This window comes from Streptosporangium sp. NPDC023615 (assembly GCF_040640155.1).
Classification (GTDB): domain Bacteria; phylum Actinomycetota; class Actinomycetes; order Streptosporangiales; family Streptosporangiaceae; genus Streptosporangium.
Map to the genome: position 1 here is coordinate 84,500 of NZ_JBFABE010000002.1, position 19,334 is coordinate 103,833.

General features: G+C 70.9%; 18 protein-coding genes and 1 tRNA gene. 8 read left to right on the plus strand and 11 right to left on the minus strand.

Translation table 11 applies throughout. The features are described from left to right. Positions 1-60: 60 nt before the first annotated feature. The gene (locus AB0G16_RS01830; protein WP_362797288.1) at positions 61-339 is read right to left on the minus strand and encodes a DUF6504 family protein; all 279 of its coding nucleotides are present in this window, start codon (positions 337-339) and stop codon (positions 61-63) included. A 388-nt stretch (positions 340-727) separates the two neighbouring features. Between AB0G16_RS01830 and AB0G16_RS01835 the strand changes: the two genes are divergently transcribed. Beyond that, on the plus strand, positions 728-2,656 hold the full coding sequence (locus AB0G16_RS01835; protein WP_362797290.1) for a serine/threonine-protein kinase: 1,929 nt from the start codon (positions 728-730) through the stop codon (positions 2,654-2,656). A 145-nt stretch (positions 2,657-2,801) separates the two neighbouring features. Then, positions 2,802-3,761 (plus strand): quinone oxidoreductase, encoded by a 960-nt coding sequence (locus AB0G16_RS01840; protein WP_362797292.1) that lies wholly within the window; start codon positions 2,802-2,804, stop codon positions 3,759-3,761. Positions 3,762-3,885: 124 nt separating this feature from the next. Here AB0G16_RS01840 and AB0G16_RS01845 read toward each other — a convergent pair whose 3' ends face one another. The 3 genes from AB0G16_RS01845 to AB0G16_RS01855 are packed head-to-tail and all read right to left on the minus strand — an operon-like array spanning position 3,886 to position 6,771. Continuing rightward, the gene (locus AB0G16_RS01845) at positions 3,886-5,079 is read right to left on the minus strand and encodes a helix-turn-helix domain-containing protein (protein WP_362797294.1); all 1,194 of its coding nucleotides are present in this window, start codon (positions 5,077-5,079) and stop codon (positions 3,886-3,888) included. Next, a complete protein-coding gene (locus AB0G16_RS01850) occupies positions 5,079-5,882 on the minus strand; it encodes an ABC transporter permease subunit (protein ID WP_362797296.1) in 804 nt (267 codons plus the stop codon). Before AB0G16_RS01850 ends, AB0G16_RS01845 begins: the two co-directional genes overlap by 1 nt. Then, entirely contained in the window at positions 5,851-6,771 is a 921-nt protein-coding gene (locus AB0G16_RS01855; protein ID WP_362797298.1) for an ABC transporter ATP-binding protein, read from the minus strand. Before AB0G16_RS01855 ends, AB0G16_RS01850 begins: the two co-directional genes overlap by 32 nt. Before the next feature lie 218 nt (positions 6,772-6,989). Between AB0G16_RS01855 and AB0G16_RS01860 the strand changes: the two genes are divergently transcribed. Together AB0G16_RS01860 and AB0G16_RS01865 are read left to right on the plus strand one after the other, a co-directional pair. Further along, the gene (locus AB0G16_RS01860; protein WP_362797300.1) at positions 6,990-7,862 is read left to right on the plus strand and encodes a patatin-like phospholipase family protein; all 873 of its coding nucleotides are present in this window, start codon (positions 6,990-6,992) and stop codon (positions 7,860-7,862) included. A 204-nt stretch (positions 7,863-8,066) separates the two neighbouring features. Then, the gene (locus AB0G16_RS01865; RefSeq protein WP_362797302.1) at positions 8,067-9,101 is read left to right on the plus strand and encodes a 1-acyl-sn-glycerol-3-phosphate acyltransferase; all 1,035 of its coding nucleotides are present in this window, start codon (positions 8,067-8,069) and stop codon (positions 9,099-9,101) included. Between the two features lie 152 nt (positions 9,102-9,253). Here AB0G16_RS01865 and AB0G16_RS01870 read toward each other — a convergent pair whose 3' ends face one another. The 5 genes from AB0G16_RS01870 to AB0G16_RS01890 all read right to left on the minus strand — a co-directional run bounded on the left by AB0G16_RS01870 (position 9,254) and on the right by AB0G16_RS01890 (position 13,137). Continuing rightward, complete coding sequence (locus AB0G16_RS01870; protein WP_362797304.1) at positions 9,254-9,469, minus strand: SHOCT domain-containing protein; 216 nt, start codon at positions 9,467-9,469, stop codon at positions 9,254-9,256. 169 nt (positions 9,470-9,638) lie between these two features. Beyond that, positions 9,639-11,150, minus strand: a complete 1,512-nt coding sequence (locus AB0G16_RS01875; protein WP_362797306.1) for a cobyric acid synthase — start codon at positions 11,148-11,150, stop codon at positions 9,639-9,641. After that, the gene (locus AB0G16_RS01880; protein WP_362797308.1) at positions 11,147-11,335 is read right to left on the minus strand and encodes a hypothetical protein; all 189 of its coding nucleotides are present in this window, start codon (positions 11,333-11,335) and stop codon (positions 11,147-11,149) included. Before AB0G16_RS01880 ends, AB0G16_RS01875 begins: the two co-directional genes overlap by 4 nt. A 40-nt stretch (positions 11,336-11,375) precedes the next feature. Further along, positions 11,376-12,347 carry a cobalamin biosynthesis protein gene (locus AB0G16_RS01885; RefSeq protein ID WP_362797310.1) on the minus strand — a complete coding sequence of 324 codons (972 nt, stop codon included), beginning with the start codon at positions 12,345-12,347 and terminating at the stop codon, positions 11,376-11,378. Beyond that, a complete protein-coding gene (locus tag AB0G16_RS01890) occupies positions 12,331-13,137 on the minus strand; it encodes an aminoglycoside phosphotransferase family protein (protein WP_362797311.1) in 807 nt (268 codons plus the stop codon). Before AB0G16_RS01890 ends, AB0G16_RS01885 begins: the two co-directional genes overlap by 17 nt. Before the next feature lie 258 nt (positions 13,138-13,395). Between AB0G16_RS01890 and AB0G16_RS01895 the strand changes: the two genes are divergently transcribed. From AB0G16_RS01895 to AB0G16_RS01905, 3 genes are all read left to right on the plus strand, one after another. After that, a tRNA-Arg gene (locus AB0G16_RS01895) sits at positions 13,396-13,469 on the plus strand. 1,160 nt (positions 13,470-14,629) lie between these two features. Then, a complete protein-coding gene (locus AB0G16_RS01900) occupies positions 14,630-15,181 on the plus strand; it encodes a hypothetical protein (protein ID WP_362797313.1) in 552 nt (183 codons plus the stop codon). Positions 15,182-15,219: 38 nt separating this feature from the next. Further along, complete coding sequence (locus AB0G16_RS01905) at positions 15,220-16,152, plus strand: hypothetical protein (protein ID WP_362797315.1); 933 nt, start codon at positions 15,220-15,222, stop codon at positions 16,150-16,152. Positions 16,153-16,485: 333 nt separating this feature from the next. Here AB0G16_RS01905 and AB0G16_RS01910 read toward each other — a convergent pair whose 3' ends face one another. Continuing rightward, on the minus strand, positions 16,486-17,859 hold the full coding sequence (locus AB0G16_RS01910) for a hypothetical protein (protein ID WP_362797317.1): 1,374 nt from the start codon (positions 17,857-17,859) through the stop codon (positions 16,486-16,488). Positions 17,860-18,137: 278 nt separating this feature from the next. Continuing rightward, positions 18,138-18,428, minus strand: a complete 291-nt coding sequence (locus tag AB0G16_RS01915) for a hypothetical protein (protein WP_362797319.1) — start codon at positions 18,426-18,428, stop codon at positions 18,138-18,140. 308 nt (positions 18,429-18,736) lie between these two features. Between AB0G16_RS01915 and AB0G16_RS01920 the strand changes: the two genes are divergently transcribed. Continuing rightward, entirely contained in the window at positions 18,737-19,204 is a 468-nt protein-coding gene (locus AB0G16_RS01920) for a hypothetical protein (protein WP_362797321.1), read from the plus strand. Positions 19,205-19,334: the final 130 nt, after the last annotated feature.

Below are 19,334 nucleotides of genomic sequence, written 5' to 3' on the forward strand. Positions count from 1 at the left end.
CGACAACCGGACCACCGGCCGGCGACGAGCGGGCGGCGGGACCGGCCGGGCGGTGGGCGATCAGTGCCGGCTGTCGTCCCATGCCCGCACCAGCAGCCAGTCCGCGCCGGCGGTGTCGAATCTGAGCTCGTAGGTACCGGCCCGTCCGCCCGTGGCGGCCTCGGCCCGCCAGAACCGGCGCTCTCCCGGGTCGCTGTCGGAGGTCTTCCACCACTCGCGCGCGACCACCCAGTGGTCGAGGACCCGATGGACGGTGTAGAGACGGTCACGCCAGACGAACTGGACGGGCCGCCCCTCGCGGGTCCACACCTCGACAGGGTCGCCGTAGAGTCTGCTCACAACGGTTCTTCTCCCCGCGGCTTTCGAGCGAGCACCCGGGGGAAGGCGGGCCTGGGGTATCGAACATACGTTCTCACGCTCTCGGACGCAAGCCGTTCGGCCACCGGACGATCACGCCGGCCCCCACCGGGGTCACGGACGCCGCCCGCCCGGTGGCGATCGTCGCACCGGCCGGCAGCCCGGCCCGTCCGGCCCGCCCGCCCGCCCGGATGCCGGACACCGTCGCTCGCGAGCGACCCGGCGGACGAGGACGTACACCATCCCAGAATGTGACGCCGATGGACGGTCTGGAAAAAGTGGACCTGCCGCTGTTGCGGTCTCCTGATGGGCGGCGAGGGGTCGGTAGGCTGATCCCCTCATGTGATGGCGTATGCGGTTAGGTACAAGGGTGAACAACCTCAGTCCCGACGAACCCCTGCAGATCGGCCGGTACCGCGTGCTCAGCAGGCTGGGCCGGGGCGGGATGGGCACGGTCTACCTCGGCGTGGCCCCCGACGGGCAGCAGGTCGCCATCAAGGTCATCAACCCCGAGTACAGCCAGCACGAGCGGTTCAGGATGCGCTTCCGCCGCGAGGCCGACGCCGCGCAGCGCGTCCGCCGGTTCTGCACGGCGGCGGTCATCGAGGCGGCACTCGACGGCGACCAGCTCTACGTGGTCACCGAGTACGTCACCGGCCCCAACCTGGAGGAGGCCGTCGACTCCGGCGGGCCGCTGCGCGGTTCCAGCCTGGACGCGCTGGCCGTCGGGGTGGCGACCGCGCTGACGGCCATCCACGGCGCCGGGGTGGTGCACCGCGACCTCAAGCCGTCCAACGTGCTGCTCTCGTCCGTCGGCCCGCGCGTGATCGACTTCGGTATCGCGCGGGCGCTGGACACGCTCAGCGGGATGACCGGGACCGGCGAGATCCTCGGCACCCCCCGCTACATGGCGCCCGAGGTGCTGCGCGGCGAGCCCGTCTCGGCCGCCTGCGACGTGTTCTCGTGGGGCTGCCTGATGGCCTTCGCCGCGAGCGGGCGGGCGCCGTTCGGCGGCGAGGCGCTGCCCGCGGTGCTCTACCAGGTGCTCAACACCGAACCCTCCCTGGAGGGCATGGAACCCACGCTGCGCGGGATCGTCGGTCACGCCCTGGCCAAGGACCCGCGGCGCCGGCCCACGTCCCAGCAACTCCTCGACCACCTGGTCGGGCGCGACGCCGAGCCCGAGCAGGCCGCCCGTTCGGTACGGACCTCCTGGCAGGGCCCGGCCCCGGCACGGGAGGGCGGTCCCTGGGGCGCGGTCGGCCCGGCGGGCCCGCCGCCCGGTGGCCCCGTCCCGGCCGGCCGGACGCCGACCGGCCCGACCGGCCCGGCCGGTCCCGTTCCGACCGGTGCCTTCCACGGGCCGGGACAGGCGGCACCGGCGTTCGCCTGGTCCGGTCAGACCGCCTCCGGCGGCCGGCCGACCGCGCCCGACGCCTCCTACCGGGGACCCGGCGCCTCCCACGAGGGGCCCGGCCACACCCTGCTGGGCGGCGGCCCGGACGGTCCCGGAGCCGCCCCGCGCGGGCCGTCCACCGGACGGCGGAAACTGGTCGTCGGGGCGGTCGTGGCGGCCCTGGTGGTGGCCGGGGGCGGGCTCGGCCTGCGCCTCGCGCTCGCCCCCGGAGGCCCGCCCGAGGGCCTCGCCCTGCTCTACCAGGACGACTTCACCCAGAGCGGCACCGGCTGGAGCGGCGGCGCCTACGATCCGCTCATCGGTACCTACGGGTACTCCCCCCACGGGTACTACGCCATCGACGTAAACGGTCAGTCGGCCTTCAAGCGCGAGGAGGCCCCGATCCCCTTCGTCCCGGCGCCGCCCGCCACGCCCGACCCCACGGCCACCCCCACACCGGTCACACCGGGCCGGATCCTGATCACCGCCGACGTCGCGGTCCGCTCCGGCAGCACGGGCCTGGGCGAGTACGGGCTGTTCTGCCGGGGCGCGGACGACAACAAGGCCACCCGGTACGAGTTCCTGCTGGACACCGCGGGGAACGCCCGGATCCGCAAGGTCGTCAAGACCGCCGGGGGCGAGCTCACCAAACCGGTCAGGGTCGAGCTGGTCAAGGACAGGGCCTCCCGGCTCTCGGCCGAGTGCACCGGGGTGGACGGGGGCGTGCAGCTCACCATGTGGGTCGGCGACGAGCAGGTCCAGACCTACCTGGACACCAACAGCCCGCTGCCCAACGGGCTGATCGGCGTGATCGCCCGGGTGGGCGAGAACAGCAGCGCCGTGCTCAAGGTCGCCGTCGACAACTTCACCCTGCGCGGCCCCTCCGCCACCGGGCAACCCTGACCCGCGTCATCGGACGGCCACCGGACCCCGGACGGTCTCGCCTCCCGCCGCCGGACGCTCCCGGCCCGGGGAAGGGGGGCGGCGAGTGATCCGTACGGCGCCGGGGAGGATGGACGAGCCCGACCTACCGAAGGAGTTCAGCACGATGCGCGCCATAGTCGTCTCGACCACCGGCGGACCCGAGGTCCTCACCTGCACCGACCACCCCGACCCCGAGACGGACCCGGGCGACGTGCTGGTCGACGTCGCCGCGGCGGGGGTGAACTTCATCGACGTCTACCACCGGATGGGACGCTACCCGCTCGCGCTGCCCTTCGTCCCCGGCGAGGAGGGGGCGGGCACCGTCGCCGCGGTCGGTGACGACGTCCGCGACTTCGCCGTCGGCGACGCCGTGGCCTGGGCGGGCGTGCCGCGCAGCTACGCCTCCAGGATCGCGGTGCCCGCCTCCAGGCTGCTCGCCCTGCCCGACGGGGTGACGCCCGAGATCGCGGCGGCCGTCACCCTGCAGGGGCTGACCGCGCACTACCTGACCCACTCCACGTACGAGGTGAAGGCCGGTGACGACGTGCTGGTGCACGCCGCCGCCGGTGGCATGGGGCTGCTGCTCACCCAGATCGCCAAGCTGCGCGGCGCCCGGGTGATCGGCACGGTCTCCACCGAGGAGAAGGAGACGCTGGCCCGCCAGGCGGGCGCCGACGAGGTGTTGCGCTACGGGAGCTTCGCCGAGGCGGTCCGCGAGCTGACCGGTTCCGGCGTGCACGTCGTCTACGACGGCGTGGGCGCGGCCACCTTCGACCAGAGCATCGCCTCGCTGCGCCCCCGCGGAATGATGGCGCTGTACGGCCAGGCCAGCGGACCGGTCCCGCCCGTCGACCCGCAGGTCCTGGCCAGGAACGGTTCCCTCTTCCTGACCCGCCCCACGCTGGTCCACCACGTCGCCACCCGTGACGAGCTCACCTGGCGGGCCTCGGACCTCTACGGGTGGGTGGCCTCGGGGGAGCTTCGGGTCCACGTCTCCGAGCGCTACCCGCTCCAGGAGGCCGCCCGCGCCCACGAGGACCTGGAGGCCCGCCGTACGACCGGGAAGGTACTGCTGATCCCCTGATCCCCCGGGCCGGGCCGCGTCCGGACCGCCGGAGTCCATCGATTCATCGGGCCCCCGGATCGGCGGCCGGTCGGGGTTCCCCCGGTCCGTGAGGATCACCGGGGCGGCCCGCGTCCGGTCGCGGTCAGCCCAGCGGGTGGGCGGGCCAGTCCAGGAGGCGGGCGCCCAGGACCGCCGTCTCCAGGGTGAACCGCTGGGTGGAGTCGTCCGGCGAGAAACCCGTGAGGCGGCGGATCCGCTCCAGCCGGTAGGTGACCGCCCGGGTGCTGACGCCGAGCCTGCGGGCGGCGGCGGTCTGGTTGCCCTGGGAGGCGAAGACGGCCTCCAGGGTGTCGAGCAGCGGCCCGGGACCGCCGCGTGCCTCCAGCAGCGGGCTGAGCACCGTCGTCACCAGGTCCTCGATAGCCGCCCTGTCGCGCAGCAGCACCGGGAAGACCAGCAGGTCGGCGGCCTTGAGCACGGGGGCGCGCAACCCTAGCCGGTCGCCGAGCCCGATGGCGCCGGCCGCCTCCCGGTAGGAGGTGACCACCCCGCCCGGGCCCCGGTGCGGTCGGCCGAGCCCGACCCTCCAGCCGGGCGCGAACGCCTGGCGCACGTGGTGGGTGAACTCGCCGGTCGCCACGGTGAGGCTCCCCGGCACGACACAGACGAGCATCCCCTCCCGGACCGCGACCAGGACGTTGTGCGAGCCGAACCTGGCGATCAGCGCCTCCTCGATCCGCCGGGCCGTCCCCTCGGGAACACCGGGAAGCCCGGGATGTCCGGAAGATTCGGAGGGTCCGGGAGGCGCGGGAGGCGCGGCGCCCCCGGAGCCGCGCGCCGCTCCCGGGCCCACCGCCCCTCCAGGACCGCCCGCCCCTCCAGGACCGCCCGCCTTCCCCGGGCCGCCCCCGAGCCCGCCCGCGAGGCCGTCCCGGGCGGCCGGGCGGGCCACGGCCACCACGTAGGTCTCGGCCAGGCGGAGGCCGAAGTGCTCGGCCCGCTCGGCGAGCCGGTCGGCGCGTCCCTGGAGCAGGTCGTCGACGAACTCCCGGCGCGCGCCCTCCTCCCGGCGCAGCGCCGTCCGCTGGGCGTTCTCGTAGCCCTCCATCAGAGCGGAGACCGTCCGCCGCAGGGCCGGGAAAGGGACGGGGGTCACGGACGTCACGGACTCGGCCCCGGCCAGCGCGGCCTCGACCAGGGCGCGCACGCTCAGGCCCCGCTCGGCGGCCAGCGTCCCGGCGGCGCGGCAGTCGTCGAGCTCGGCCCGGCCGGGGGGCCTGCCGGTGGCGGCCGCCTCCCTCAACGCCCGGAGATGGCCGCCGAGCAGCTCGTCCATCAGACTCCCACGTCACGCCTGTCGAAGGCCGGTATCGCGATCAGCACCAGCACCGCGGTCGCCGCCGCCAGCACGAGATACTCCCAGACGGGGAGTCCGAGCTGGAGCGGCCGGCCGTCGAGGTAGTAGTGGAACGGCGAGAGCCAGCGCAGCCAGGAGAGCGCGTCCACGTCCTTGCCCATGGTCTCGACCACGTACCCGGCCACGGCGACCACGCCGACCACCGCCAGGGCGACCCCCGGACGCCTCGTCGCCGCGCCGACCGTCAGGCAGAGAGTGCCGAAGAAGAGGGCGAGCAGGAGGACCCCGGTGTGACCGGCCAGGATCCTGCCGGCCGGGACCCCCAGGCCGACGGCCGCCGACAGGGCCAGCACGATCACGAGGGTGACCGCCGCCACGCCGAGCAGGGACAGCGCCAGCGCCGCGAAGCGCTCCAGGAGCAGCCGCCGCCGGGTGATCGGCAGGGTGAGGGTGAGCTCCAGGGTGCCCGCCTCCTCGGGCCGGGCGATCGCCCGGTTGCCGAGCACCGTGGCGCACATGATGAACAGCAGCGGTCCGAAGAGCTGGTAGACCAGCGCCTGCAGGTAGCCCGAACCGCTGGTGAAACCGCCTTCCAGGCCGCCCATCAGGTCGCGCATCGCCCCGGGGAACTTGGTGAGCGCGACGTCCCCGTACAGGTCGGGGTTGTTCGCGATGTTCGGGTAGAACGACAGGTACAGCGCGAAGAACGCGCCGATCCCGACGGTCCAGCCGATCAGCGCCCTGCGGTTGTCACGCAGGCCCTTCGACACCAGCGCGGGCATGACGCGCCTCCTCTCCGCTGTAGTAGGTCAGGAAGATCTCCTCGAGGTCGGGCTCGGCGCTGACCATGTGCACGACCGTGAACCTCGCCGCCGCCTTCACCAGCGCGTCCGGACGCCCGTCGATCGTGCAGCGCACCCCGGCGCCCTCCACCCGCAGGTCCCGTACGCCGGGCAGGTCCTCGAACGCCTCGCGCGGCACCGGAGCGTCGAAGTGGAACTCCACCCGCCGCACCGCCTTCTCGCGGAGCGCCGCGACCTCCTCCACCGCCACCAGCCTGCCGGAGCGCACGATGCCGACCCGGTCGGAGACGTGCTCGACCTCGGCCAGCACGTGGGATGACATCAGCACGGTACGGCCGGAGGCGCGCACCTCGCGGATCATCGACAGGAACTCCTGCTGCACCAGCGGGTCCAGGCCGCTGGTCGGCTCGTCCAGGATCAGGAACTCCGGTTCGTGCATGAACGCCTGGATGAGGCCGATCTTCTGCCGGTTTCCCTTGGAGAGCTTGCCCATGGGCGCCGACAGGTCGGCCTCCAGCCGTTCGGCCAGCCCCCTGATCCGCCCCTCGGGAACGCCGCCGCGCACCGCGCCGAGGAAGGCGAGGTACCTCTCGGCGCTCTCCCTGCCCTCCAGGGCCAGCTCCCCGGGCAGGTAGCCGATCCTGCCCCGTACGGCCGCGTCCCGGGGATCGGCCCCCAGGACCGTCATCCGCCCCCGGGTCGGACGGATGACGTCCAGGAGCAGCCGGATCGTGGTCGTCTTCCCCGCGCCGTTCGGGCCGAGATACCCGAACACCTCCCCGGGCCGGATCTCCAGGTCGAGATCCTCAAGCCCCCGGCGTCCGCCGTAGAACTTGGTGAGCCCCTCGGTCTCCACCACCGCTGTCATGCCCTCGATCGTGCCCGCCCGCCGCGGCCGGGGCCATGGCCGGATCCCGACAGTTGGCCGCCCCTTCGCTGCGCGGATCCGGAACCGGCGCGACGTACGGGCCGGCGGCCCGGCCCCCGAGCACCTCGCGGGCGCGGCGGTCGCCGGCGCGGTCTATGGTGATGCCCACACCGGATCGCGGCACCGGGCCGCGTTTCCTCCACTCTCGAGGAGAACCGATGAGCGTGGACACCGCCTTCGTCCTGGGGGGCGGGGGCGTCATGGGCGCCCACGAGGTGGGAATGCTGCGGGCGCTCGACGAGGCGGGCATCAAGCCGGACGTGATCGTCGGCACCTCCGTGGGCGCGCTGAACGGCGTCGTGGTCGCCGCCGCCCCCGGTGACGCGGTCGCGCGCCTGACCACCCTGTGGAGCTCGGAGATCGTCCGTACGGCGTTCGGGGGCTCGTGGGTGACGCGGTTGTCCACCCTCGCCAGGAGCGGCACCCACCTGCACTCCGCCGAGCCTCTGCGCGGCCTGCTGGCCCGGACGCTCCCGGTCTCGCGCATCGAGGACCTGGCCGTGCCGTTCCAGTGCGTGGCCGCCTGCGTCGAGCGCGCCGCCGCGCACTGGTTCACCCAGGGGCCCGTGGTCGAGGCGGTCCTGGCCTCCTGCGCCGTTCCCGGCCTGCTGCCGCCGATCCGCGTCGGCGACGACCACTTCCTCGACGGCGGGCTGGTGCACAGCATCCCGATCGGCCGTGCCGTCGCCCTGGGCGCGCGCCGGGTCTACGTCCTGCACGTGGGCCGGATCGAGCGCCCCCTGACGGTGCCGAGGCGGCCGTGGGAGGTCGGCATGACCGCCTTCGAGATCGCCCGGCGGCACCGCTTCACCGAGGAGATGGCCAGCCTGCCGGACGACATCGAGGTTCACGTGCTGCCCTCGGGGGGCGAGGCACGCCCGGGTGTGGATCTCTCCCAACTGCGTTATCGGGATTTATCGCATATATCTGAATACATCGAACGGGCGTACCGGGCCTCGGCCGACTATCTGGCCCGGCAGGCGCCCGCCGGGAGCCGAACGGACCCACCCGGACCCGACACGGCTTCCTGAACCACCCACCTCCGACCGCCCGACCGTCACCCGTCCACCCGGCCACCCGTCCACCCGCCTCACCGCCTCACCGCCTCACCGCCTTCATCTCGCCACCTCGTCCCGTCGCCGCATCGCCGCCGCCCGGCCGTCACCCGATCGCCCGACCGTCGCTCGTGAGGAACCCAAGACCACACCGCACCTCCGCACCGGCAGGAGCCGCCCGTGCTGCCTCCTCGCATCATCCGCCGCCTGGTCCTCGCCCCGCTGATCGTCGTACTCGCGGTGGGAGCGGTGATCACGCTCCCGATCTGGCTGCTGGTGGTGACCGCGGCCTCGCTCCGGCTGCCGCCCCCGCAGCGGCGCGGCACCCGGCTGGTCTGGTTCGCGGTGGCCTGGCTGACGCTGGAGTCGATGCTGCTGGGCGCCTGTCTGGGCCTGTGGGTGGCCAACGGGTTCGGCGCCCGCCTCAACCGGGACGAGTACCAGGAACGCCACTACGAGCTGATCCGGTGGTTCCTGGCCAAGATCTACGAGGCCGCCGTGCGGATCTTCCGTCTGAGCGTCGAGGTCGACGAGCCGGCACCGACCTCCGACGAGCTCTCCCGGCGCCTGACCCGCCCCGTCATCGTGCTGTCGCGTCACGCCGGTCCGGGTGACTCGTTCCTGCTCATCCACCATCTCCTCACCGGCTACAACAGGCGTCCGAGGATCGTGATGAAGGCGGCCCTGCAGTTCGACCCCTCGCTGGACGTGGTGATCAACCGCCTGCCGAACGCCTTCGTCCACCACAGGGCCGGCGAGAGCGGCATCCTCGACGAGATCCGCCGCCTGTCCTCGGACATGGACGCCGACGACGCCCTGGTGATCTTTCCCGAGGGCGGCAACTTCACCCCGAAACGCCGCTGGCGGGCCATCCTGCGGCTGGAGCAGAGGGGCCTGGCCGCCGAGGCCGCGCGAGCCCGGAGGCTGGAGCACCTGATGGCCCCCCGCCCCAACGGGGCCATCGCCGCGATCGAGGCCTGCCCGGAGGCGGACGTGGTCTTCGTCGCGCACACCGGCCTCGACGATCTGGTCACCCTGGGCGACATCTGGCACCGCCTCCCGGTCAGCGCCGAGATCAAGGCCAAGTGGTGGCGCGTGCAGGCGGCCGACGTGCCCCGCGACCGGGAGGAACAGATCCGCTGGCTCTTCGACCACTGGGACGAGATCGACGCCTGGATCGCCGAGAACCGGCCGACCCCGGCTCCCACGCCCTGAGCACCCCGTCCACGGCCACCGGCCGCGACGGGCCCGGCAACCACCGGCTCGCCCCTGATCGCCCCTGATCGCACGGCCTCGGCCGACCACCGGCTGCGGCGGACCGGGGACCACGCCGTCCGGCGGCCGGACGACCCGCCGTGCCCGACGGCCTACCAGTCCTGGGACAGGCCCGACATGCGGCGGAGGTACTCGTCCTCGTCGATCTCCCCGGCCGCGTAGCGGCGCTTGAGGATCGCCCTCGGGTCGTCGGCGGGCTCACGGGCCGCGGACGCGCGGGCCGCCGAGGCGCGCATCAGCAGAACCACCCCGAAGACCACCGCGGCGATCACGGCGATGACGAAGAGCATCATCATGAAGCGGCCCATCGGCGACCTCCCCTGTCGACCCCGCCGAGACCGGCGGGGGCACTGGCGACTTTACCCGCAGAAAGCACCGGATCTCCTTCGGCGGTGGGGGGACCCCCGCTCACCCACCGCCCGAGAAGCCCGAGGCCCCACGTCCTGCCCCGCGTCCCGGAAGCCCGGGCCCCGCCTCTCACCCACCGCCCGAGAAGTCCGGGGCCCGGCGTCCGGCCCCGCCCGGCGGCAGGGTCGGGAGTCCCGGCGGCGCCCCGCCCTCCAGCAGCCGGAGCAGGGCGCCGGTGTCGACGTTCCGCTCGATCAGGTCCCCGAGCGCGTCCAGCCTCTCCTCGCGCAGCGCGGCGAACGACACGTCCGGCGCCGGGACGAAGTCCCGTCCGGAGAGCGCGGCCACGTCGGCGAGGAACGCCCGGCGGAAGCCGTCGTTCTCCAGGGCGCCGTGCCAGGTGGTCCCCCACACCGTGCCGCTCCGGCAGCCGTCCAGGAAGGGCTCGCCGCCGTCGGTCGTCACCGTGCCGTGGTGGATCTCGTACGCCTCGACCCGGTGGCCGTACGCGGAACCGACCGGGCGGCCCAGCGTCTTGTCCCGGGCGAACTCCACCGTCGCGGGCAGCAGCCCCAGCCCCTCGACCGCACCGGCGCCGGACTCGACGTCGTCGCGGATGCTCCGGGCGAGCATCTGGTAGCCGCCGCAGATCCCCAGCACGACCCGTCCCGGCAGGGCGCCGGCCAGGCCGGTGGCACGCAGCCAGGCCAGGTCCGAGACCGTGGCCCGGGAGCCGGGCAGCACCACCAGGTCGGCGTCCTCCAGCTCGCCGGGCGAGGTCACGAAGCGGACCGTCACCCCCGGCTCGGCCGCCAGCGCGTCCACGTCGGTGAAGTTGGAGATCCTCGGCAGCCGTACCACCGCCACCCGCAGGGTCTGCCGGCCGTGCGGGGCCCGTGTCCCGATCGCGGGCCGGTTCTCCAGCGCCAGCGAGTCCTCGACGTCCAGCCAGAGGCCGTCCAGCCAGGGCAGCACCCCGTACACCGGCCGTCCGGTCAGCTCCCGGATCATGTCCAGGCCGGGCGCGAGGAGTTCGGGAGCGCCGCGGAACTTGTTGATCACGAACCCGGCGATCAGCGCCTGGTCGTCGGGCTCCAGCAGCGCCACCGTCCCGTACAGCGAGGCGAAGACCCCGCCCCTGTCGATGTCCCCGACCACGATCACCGGCAGGTTCGCGGCGCGGGCCAGACCCATGTTCGCGATGTCCCCCCTGCGCAGGTTGATCTCCGCCGGGCTGCCCGCGCCCTCGCAGACCACCACGTCGTACGCGCCGCGCAGCCGCTCGAGCGCCTCCACCGCGACCTGGCGGAGCCGCTCCTTGACGTCCCAGTACTCCATGGCGTCGACCTCGGCCATCGGCCTGCCCATGACCACGACCTGGCTGCGCCGGTCGCTGCCCGGCTTGAGCAGGATCGGGTTCATGTCCGCGGACGGCTCCAGCCCGCACGCGGCGGCCTGCATCGCCTGCGCCCGGCCGATCTCGGCGCCGTCGGCGGTGACGAACGAGTTCAGCGACATGTTCTGCGCCTTGTACGGCGCGACCTTCACGCCCTGGCGGGCCAGCCAGCGGCAGATCCCGGCGGTGACGACGCTCTTGCCCGCGTCGGAGGTGGTCCCGGCGACCAGCAGCGCCCCCTTCACGCCCCGTCTCCGGCCCGCGTACGGTGGATCGGATCGGGGGGGATCGGGGTCGCGGGAGGCCCCGCGGTGAAGTCGGCCGTCATGCCGACCAGCATGCCGGTCCGGGTGACCTCACCGCCCACCGGCCTCCGCCCCCACCGGCCCCTGCCCCCACCGGTCTCGTGTTCGCCGATCCACCTCTCCACCGGCCTCCGTGTTCACCGCCTCCGTGTCCACGGCCCCCGGCTACCGGCGCCGCAGCAGGGCCGCGACCGCCAGGGCGGCTGCCCCCAGCCCCACCGCCCGCGCCAGCCGCACGGACCGGCGGATGTCGGCGACCTCGGGCGCGGGCCCGTCGCCCATCTCCGGCCGGTGCTCCACGCGGGTCCCGTACACGTTCACCCCGCCCAGCGTGCGGTCCAGCGCGCCCGCGAAGGCCGCCTCGCAGCGGCCCGCGTTGGGACTGGGATGGCGGTGGCCGTCCCTGCGCAGCACCGTCGCCGCCCGCCGTACCGACCCTCCCACCAGGGGGGCGCCGAGCGCGGCGAGCACCCCGGTGATCCGGGCGGGCACGAGGTTGGCCGCGTCGTCGAGACGGGCCGCGGCCCAGCCGAAACGCTCGTAGCGCGCGTCGCGGTGACCGACCATCGCGTCCAGCGTGTTGATCGCGCGGTACGCCAGCAGGCCGGGCACCCCGGCCACCGCCCCCCAGAACAGCGGCGCCACGACCGCGTCGGAGGTGTTCTCCGCGATCGACTCGACGGTGGCCCTGGCGAGCCCCGCCGCCTCCAGCCCGGACGGGTCGCGCCCGCACAGGTGCGGCAGCCTCCCCCGGGCCCCGTCCAGATCGTCTTTCTCCAGGAGGGAGGCCATCGCCGTACCCTCCCGGCCCAGCGTGGTGCCGCCGATGACGGCCCAGGTCGCGACCGCGCTCAGCGCGGCCCGCACCACCGGATGACGCGGCCCGGTCGCGGCGAGGCCGAGCAGCGCCACCGGGACGACGCACGCGGCCACGTGCGCCACGCCCCGGAGGCGGTCGTCGCCGTACAGCCGCCGCTCCATCCCGGCGGCGGCGGTGCCGAACAGCGCGACCGGGTGCCCGCGCCGGGGATCGGCGAGCACGGCGTCGATCGCGACACCGGCGAGCATCCCCAGCCCTTCGGCCCTGCCGGGCCCACGCCGGCGCCCGTCCTTCGATCCCCTACACCAGATGCTCATGGAGCTCATCCTGGTGGCTCTCCAGCCAGGCGCAGGCCCGCCGGATGCGCTCACCCGCCCCGCCCGCCCACATCCGCGCCCACCCGCCGCGCGCGCGGTCGCCCTCGGCCTTGGCCCGCATCGCGTGGTAGGAACGGTCGAAGCGAAGCCGGGCGAGATCCAGCAGGCGGCGCCGGTCACGGGCCGCCAGGCCGTACGCGTCGCAGAACAGCCGGAGCCTCGGGCCGACCTCCAGCTCGCGCTGGAGCGGCTCCAGATCCACCGGGTCGGCGATCGGCGCCCAGTGCCGCAGCGTGGTCACCACGTCGAACAGCCTGGTCGTCGGCCTGGCCATGTCGAAGTCGATCAACGCCGCCGGGAGCCCGTCGCGGAAGATCACGTTGTCGAGGTTGACGTCGCAGTGCCCGACCAGGGCCGGGGCCGCGTCGTCGTTGGACCCCGCCTCCCAGCGGGCCCCCTCGGGCGGGACGAACCCCTCGGCGGCGTCGTGGAACCGCCGCAGCAGCCGTGCCAGCTCGGCCAGCGCCCCGTCGGTGAGCGCGTACGCGGGCAGCGGCCTGGCCGCGGACTCACCCTCGACGTAGCTCAGCACCTCCCGGCCCAGCTCGTCCACCCCCAGCGCCCGGGGAGCGCCCTCGAACCCGGACCGCTCCAGATGACGCAGCAACGCGTGCACCGACTCCGTGGAGGGCCTGCGAGGACGGCGTACGGTGTCCCCGACCCGCACGACCCCCTCGGTGACGTCACCCCCCAGCAGGGGGATCTCCTCTCGGACCGTGGCGACGAACATGGCATACGAGCGTAGACCGGTCCGCCTCCGCACGGGAACGATTCGGGCAGACCGCCTCGGTGCGACGAGGCATCCGGAAGGCCTCGGCGGATCGGCAGGCGGTCCCGCAGGTTCCGGCGCCACGGCCGGCACCCCGCCCTCACCAGGCGGGAGGGAAGGCCACCCGCCGGGAGATGACCGAATCGTGGAGTGACCTTCGCGACACAGGCGAGAAACCGATACGTGGGCACTCCCCGGATCATGCACAATTGAGCGGGAGCACCCTTAGCTCAGCTGGATAGAGCATCGGACTTCTAATCCGACGGTCGCAGGTTCGAATCCTGCAGGGTGCGCTGCCAGGACCAGGTCATCCACACGTTGACCTGGTCTTTCGCTTGCCGGGGGCACGCATCCCTCAGGCAACCGCAGGTGGCCGAAAGCAGCCGTATACCACCGGTCGCGGGACACACCCGGAATGGCCGAGGTCCCATTTTCCCAGGTAGGGCGGGGATTCCGGAGCCCTGCGCGGCGATTCCGGGGCCGGAACGACGAAGGACCCCAAAGTGTCCCGCGGTCCTTCGTGGAGCATGATCCATGTCACGTGACGAGTGCGGCCAAGATTCTCTGGTCGGCCGCACTCGCACCGGTCGTCGATGCACGTGGCGCGGCCCCTGAGCATCATGTCCACCGCGTGCCCGGCCTTCCCCGCGGCTTCCCTGCGGCTTCCGGCGCGTGCCCGGCGCCTTGGTGTACGCCGGCCCGGAGATCGGTCCGCCCGTACGGGTCCGGAAGAGCCGTTCATCTGCGGTGACACCGTGACGGCCGATGTGATCACGCAGGGTGGCCACCAACTCCGGTGGAATCGACACCTGCCGCGTCTCCTTCTCGCCCCGGTGCTTGAGGCCGCGCTCGTCGTGGGTCTCCCCCGAGTCTGTGAGCCGCTTGTTGCTCTGCGGCTTGGCCCTCTCCAGGGCGAGCGCCCCCCAGCAGGACCCCGAAAGGCGACAGTCCTTCTTGCGAGTCCCGCCGCCCTCCCGAAGCGCAGACCACCAAAGTACGTGCGAGCGAAGAGAGCCGCGAGCCTCCGTCAGGGCGACGCGCCCCATGGGGCGCCCACGTGCCGCTTGTTCCGGATGACCAAAACAACAGAGTTTAAATTCGGTGCACATCGACCCTTATTCGATTATCCGGGGCCAAAATTACTGACCTGCAAGATCTCGATCGGGAAGTTTTCGTTACTATTCACCGGCACCTTTACCGATGACCTGACATGCGCGTCAGACGAGGTTCGCCTTGCCCCGCGCAGCCGATCTGACTTATCGTTTTACTCGCACGAAGAACCCCACATCCCCCACTTAGATACAAAGAGGAGAAAGTAGGCGAAAGAACACTGAACGGCGAAAAATTAAAGCCACGGGCGAGAAGCCTTCCCAAGCGATCCACGCCCGTGGCACATCAAACGATGCAAGGAGGAGAATACTCCATGTTTGTCAAATGATTCGGCGCCCTTCTGGTGACACTCGTCACGCTGGTGGGTTCGATCGCTATGACCACGCCGGCGCAGGCCGCCCCTGAACCCACCCCACCCTCCCGCAACGAGGTGACGGTCCGGGAGGCGGCAATGGTGCTGGACTGCTCCAGCTTGTCGAGTTCAGCTGCGAAGTATGCCGTCGAGCACGACATCTGCACAAAGGACGGACGCGCCGTCGACCGGGCACAAGAGGGAGTCAACATCCAAGATGAGCGCGTTGGCCGTTGCGGAACAGCCCGGCTCTACCTGTACAACGCGGGGCAAGGACATGCCGGCTTCCATTACGGCTACTCTTCTTCCCTGGGAGCGGTGGCCGGTCACCATCTCTACATTAAGTGGGCCAACCACGACGAATCGACAACCGGGAATTGGATGGATTCCAGCTGGCCCTGGTCGTCGACCTATGCCGCGTACAATGCCCCGTTCACCGGTTCAGGTTATGTGACCAGCGGGATGTCCGGGGACGTCAACCTCGTGTGGGGAGGCGGTTGCACCATCGTCAACCCCACAAGCAGCACGACTGTTTCCTGGTAGACATCTGAATCCGACCCCACCACCGGGAGGAGATCGGCATGCCATTGCTTACACCGGCGATACGAGAAAGCCTCGTCGCGATCCGTCGGCTTCCTCCCGGTACCATCGCCCCCTTGCCCCGAGAGCACGACGCGGCCGTTCTTCTTGCCCAGGCCGGTAAACAACCACCGGCGGCCGATCTGGTTGCCTGGGCGCGTCGTGAACACACCGAACGCTGCGTGACATTTGTCCTTCGCACTCAGCTGCACGGTCTCTACGGCCTGATGGCGGGAGTCCGTCGAGCGCAGGCATCTGGAGCCAGCAGCCCGGAACAGCACCTCGCCCGACTGAACGCGGCGGCAACAGCCATCGACTGGCTACCGATCCCCGGCGACGTCCTGGTGCAGATACGCGACATCCAGTCACGAACTGCACTCCTGCCTCTGGTCACAAAGGTTTGTCGTGGGAGCAGGTACGGTCTGCTGGCCGAGGTGTTGGACCATGCGACGCAACGAGATCCTTTTTCTTGGGTTCTTGAGAACAAGGTTGACGAGGCATGCACCGAGGCGCTTCGTCTGGCGATGGTGTTAACTCTCAGGGCATTGCCTCAAGATCCTGGGCCCAATCTTCGGCAGATGAAGCTCCGCACACCCCGTACTGCCGACGACATGAGGGTCACGCTGGACACTCTCACGTTCGGGGCGGCGGGTCTCCGGGTCACTGCATCCATGGAGATGCGCACCGCCGACCGGTCGGCGTTCAAAGGCATGTGCGATCTATGGGGAGAAGGGTTCGTCAAACTGGTCGATAATTTCGACAACGGATATCTTCCTGCCTCGCGACACCTGCGCGGCACCAGTTCCCGATACAAACACAAACTGCAGATAGAGCAGATATTTTGGCCACCTGTGTTTTCTGAAGCTCGAGCGCTCTCTCTGAGCGGGCCACCGGCTCCACATGGACCTGTCGTCTTCGAAGTACCGCTCAGCTGAGACATCCGAGGCGATCATGCCGGATCAGACGGCCCTCAAAGGCGTGGCAGCCCGTTCGGGAGACCTTCCAACGCATGGCCTACTCTTGCTGCCGATCTCGTCGGCAGGCCTCTACGGCCATGCTTATTCCAACGCCCGCGACGCCTGTGACAGTCGAACCTCTCCGGCCTGAGCCTCCCCGCGAGGAGCCACCGCAACATCTCCGGCGGGTACGTCCCCGGTTCTCCGGGGAAGCTCGGCGCCTGGGGTGTCCTTCCCCAGCTCACGCCCCCAAGAGCGACGGCGCCGGCGGGGATGCCCCGCCGGCGCCGCGCACTACGTTCCCGCCGAGGGTCAGCCGTCGATGCGGCATCCGTCGACGGTCCGGCCGTTGTCGCACCGGTTGAGCTGGAGGCTGTCGAGCAGGTAGGCGAAGTTCTGGCCGGAGGGGCTCACCACCGACAGCCGCACGGTGGCCGCCCCGGTGGGCGCGACCGCCGACACCGAGTACTCCTGCCAGCTCGACGACAGCGCGCGGGAGGGGCTGTCACTGGTCGATATCAGGGCGTTGGAGGAGTTGTACCAGGACAGGCGCAGCTTGACGTTGCCGGAGGTCGGGGTGGTCAGCCGGGCGAAGAACTTGTAGCGCTGCCCGGCCGTCACCGCGGGCCTGCGGGTGACCGACACGAACCCGTCGGCGTAGGACTGGACGTTCATCGTCAGCGAGCGCCGGCCGTCGTAGTAGCGGGCCGAGGTCGCCCCGTCCGGGCCCGGCGGGGTGACCTGCGTCCAGCCGCCCCCGGAGACGGTGAACCCCGAGGGGGTCCCGTACGGCGCCTGCGACTCGATCGTGCGTTCCTGGGCGGTCAGCAGGTCGTTGCTGTAGCCCACGTCGCAGCACGTCGGCACGGTGAAGCGCGACCAGGCCGCGAGGTTGAGATGACGCGTGTCGGGATGGTTGGAGGTGTGGAACAGCGCCGAGAGCTCGCTCGGGTCGTAGTAGGTGTTGAACTCCTGGTCGATCTGCCAGTCGTTGTACTGGCTGGTCATGACGTCGTTGACCGCGAGAACGCCCGGCACCTCGCTGACCTTCGCGTGGTCGACCTCGTAGAGGTGGATCAGCTCGTGCATCATGGTGCCGCTGTCCCACTCGTTGGAGGTCGCCACGCAGACGCCGCCGCAGTGCGCGGTCGCCGTCCCGTCGAAGTCCTCGAACACCACGTAGGTGCGGTTGGCGTTGTCGTACCCCGCCGCCTCCAGGTCGTCGGCGACGATGCCGGGGCCGGTCTCGCCCGAGACGTCGGCGGCCTCGATCTTCTCGGGCACCACGAGCGCGTGGGCGTAACCGGAGTAGGTGCCCGTGCCGTACCCGGTCCGGCAGCTCAGCTTGACGTGCTGGTCATGGTCGGTCGACTCGTCGAGCAGCCAGTCCATCCTGTCGACGATCTTGGCGATCCGCTCGGCGTAGGCCTCGTAGTTGTTCCCGTTGCCCTCGTGCCAGGCGTAGATCACCTGGACCGCCGGGGTGCTGCCGGTGGCGTTCGCGGGATCCGTCAGCGTCGTGGCGCACCCCCTCTGGGGAACGTTCGCGTCCGCCGGTTGGGCGTAGGGCGCGGTCGGTTCCGTGCTGATGGGGTTGAAGTCGGCGCGTGCGGGACTGACGGTCGCCAACGCGACGAGACTCGCCGCGATCACGGCCATACCGAAACGGTTCAGCTTCGATGGCAAAAGCGCTCCTCCTGTAAATGACTCATACGATGAGGAGACTAATCAGAGTATATGACGCCTTTTGAAGATATTTGTTAAATCTGGAGTGCTTAAATATGAATTATTAAATTTTTAACACATCGAACACCACATGTCTTACATGGCGGCAGAAAGTGCTCTTCATGCGCAAACATACCTCTTTGAGAGGTTTTCACGACAGAAATATCTTCTAATGAAAATCCGCGACAATCTCTTGGCGGCTGCGCGAAAGGCGGCGATGTTCTTCGTCGATCGACGGCTCACGGATGCGGGACGACCGTCTTCCGCGAACGCCGGACGGCGACGCCCTGGTCGATCAGAATCACCGCGCCGACCAGCAGGGCCACCACTCCCGACAGCTCGGCGAACGCCGCCAGGACGTATTCGCCGTCCGGGTCGCCGACCCCGGCGGGCGAGCCGTTGAGCCGTCGTGACGCGGCCATCGCCTGTGACAGGACCAGAGCTCCGAACGCGAAGGTGACCCCTCCCAGGACGAGGCCCGGAGGCTTCGGCCGGGTCGGCCTGCCGAAGAGGCCGGCCCTCAGAGCCACATGATCGACATGATCCCGGACAACCCGGTGAGCATGACCGGACCGTCCCGTCGAGGAAGTGAGCGAGCGCGTCTCTCTTCACGGGACGGCGTACGGACGGCGTCCGGTCTCACACGAGGGCTGTGCGCGGGAGTGACTCCACCACACCGGCCGCGAGGTCCCTATCCGAACGAGGCCCGTCCGGTCGCGTGTTCCATCGGCACGCGTGGTCAACAAGTTGGCACTCACAGGGAATGACTTGTGTCCGGATCCCGGCGATCCTCGTGCCAGGAGTCACAGGAAAGCGATCAGGAAGAACGGGGATGGGTATGCGACTCAAGAGCCTGGTAGGGGGAGCGGCTGTTCTCGCAACGGCCGCGGCGCTGTTCACGACCACCGCGGGGCCGGCGCAGGCGACCATTCAGGACTGCACCACGTACGACTTCCTCAGCATCCCCTACAACCAGGCCGGGGGCCAGCAGAGATCCGTCAGCCTGGGGAGTGGAAGGCAGGCGGGTCTGCTGGTCGCACGGATCGGCAGCCCCCTGCAGAACCACGCGTTCGCCAAGATCACTGGTGCCACCAAGCCGGGAGACCAGGTCTGGATGGACTGGAGCACCACCGGTGGCAACGGCCATGTCCAGTGCGGCCCCTTCAAGGTCCAGAACAACGGCTCGCCCAACACCAGTGCCGCCAAGGCGATCAACTACGGCAACACCAGCTGGGTTTTCCGCGCCTGCGGGAGAATCGTCGGAGGGTCCACGAAGTGCACGGCGTGGTGGCACCCGTCCAACTAGGGAGTTCCGAGGGCCGGGGTCGTGTAACCGGCTCTGCTCCGGTGGGGTGATCGGCCGTTCTGGGCCCGTGCCCGGTACATGAGGCATTCCGACAACGGTCGGCTGACCGCCGGAGGCGATGACGACGGGA

Excerpts from the sequence above, each read along its gene's own strand:
- AB0G16_RS01840 (WP_362797292.1), top strand. The coding sequence starts at position 2,802 with ATGCGCGCCATAGTCGTCTCGACCACCGGCGGACCCGAGGTCCTCACC.
- AB0G16_RS01845 (WP_362797294.1), bottom strand. The coding sequence starts at position 5,079 with ATGGACGAGCTGCTCGGCGGCCATCTCCGGGCGTTGAGGGAGGCGGCC.
- AB0G16_RS01850 (WP_362797296.1), bottom strand. The coding sequence starts at position 5,882 with ATGCCCGCGCTGGTGTCGAAGGGCCTGCGTGACAACCGCAGGGCGCTG.
- AB0G16_RS01855 (WP_362797298.1), bottom strand. The coding sequence starts at position 6,771 with ATGACAGCGGTGGTGGAGACCGAGGGGCTCACCAAGTTCTACGGCGGA.
- AB0G16_RS01860 (WP_362797300.1), top strand. The coding sequence starts at position 6,990 with ATGAGCGTGGACACCGCCTTCGTCCTGGGGGGCGGGGGCGTCATGGGC.
- AB0G16_RS01870 (WP_362797304.1), bottom strand. The coding sequence starts at position 9,469 with ATGGGCCGCTTCATGATGATGCTCTTCGTCATCGCCGTGATCGCCGCG.
- AB0G16_RS01885 (WP_362797310.1), bottom strand. The coding sequence starts at position 12,347 with ATGAGCATCTGGTGTAGGGGATCGAAGGACGGGCGCCGGCGTGGGCCC.
- AB0G16_RS01890 (WP_362797311.1), bottom strand. The coding sequence starts at position 13,137 with ATGTTCGTCGCCACGGTCCGAGAGGAGATCCCCCTGCTGGGGGGTGAC.
- AB0G16_RS01905 (WP_362797315.1), top strand. The coding sequence starts at position 15,220 with ATGCCATTGCTTACACCGGCGATACGAGAAAGCCTCGTCGCGATCCGT.
- AB0G16_RS01920 (WP_362797321.1), top strand. The coding sequence starts at position 18,737 with ATGCGACTCAAGAGCCTGGTAGGGGGAGCGGCTGTTCTCGCAACGGCC.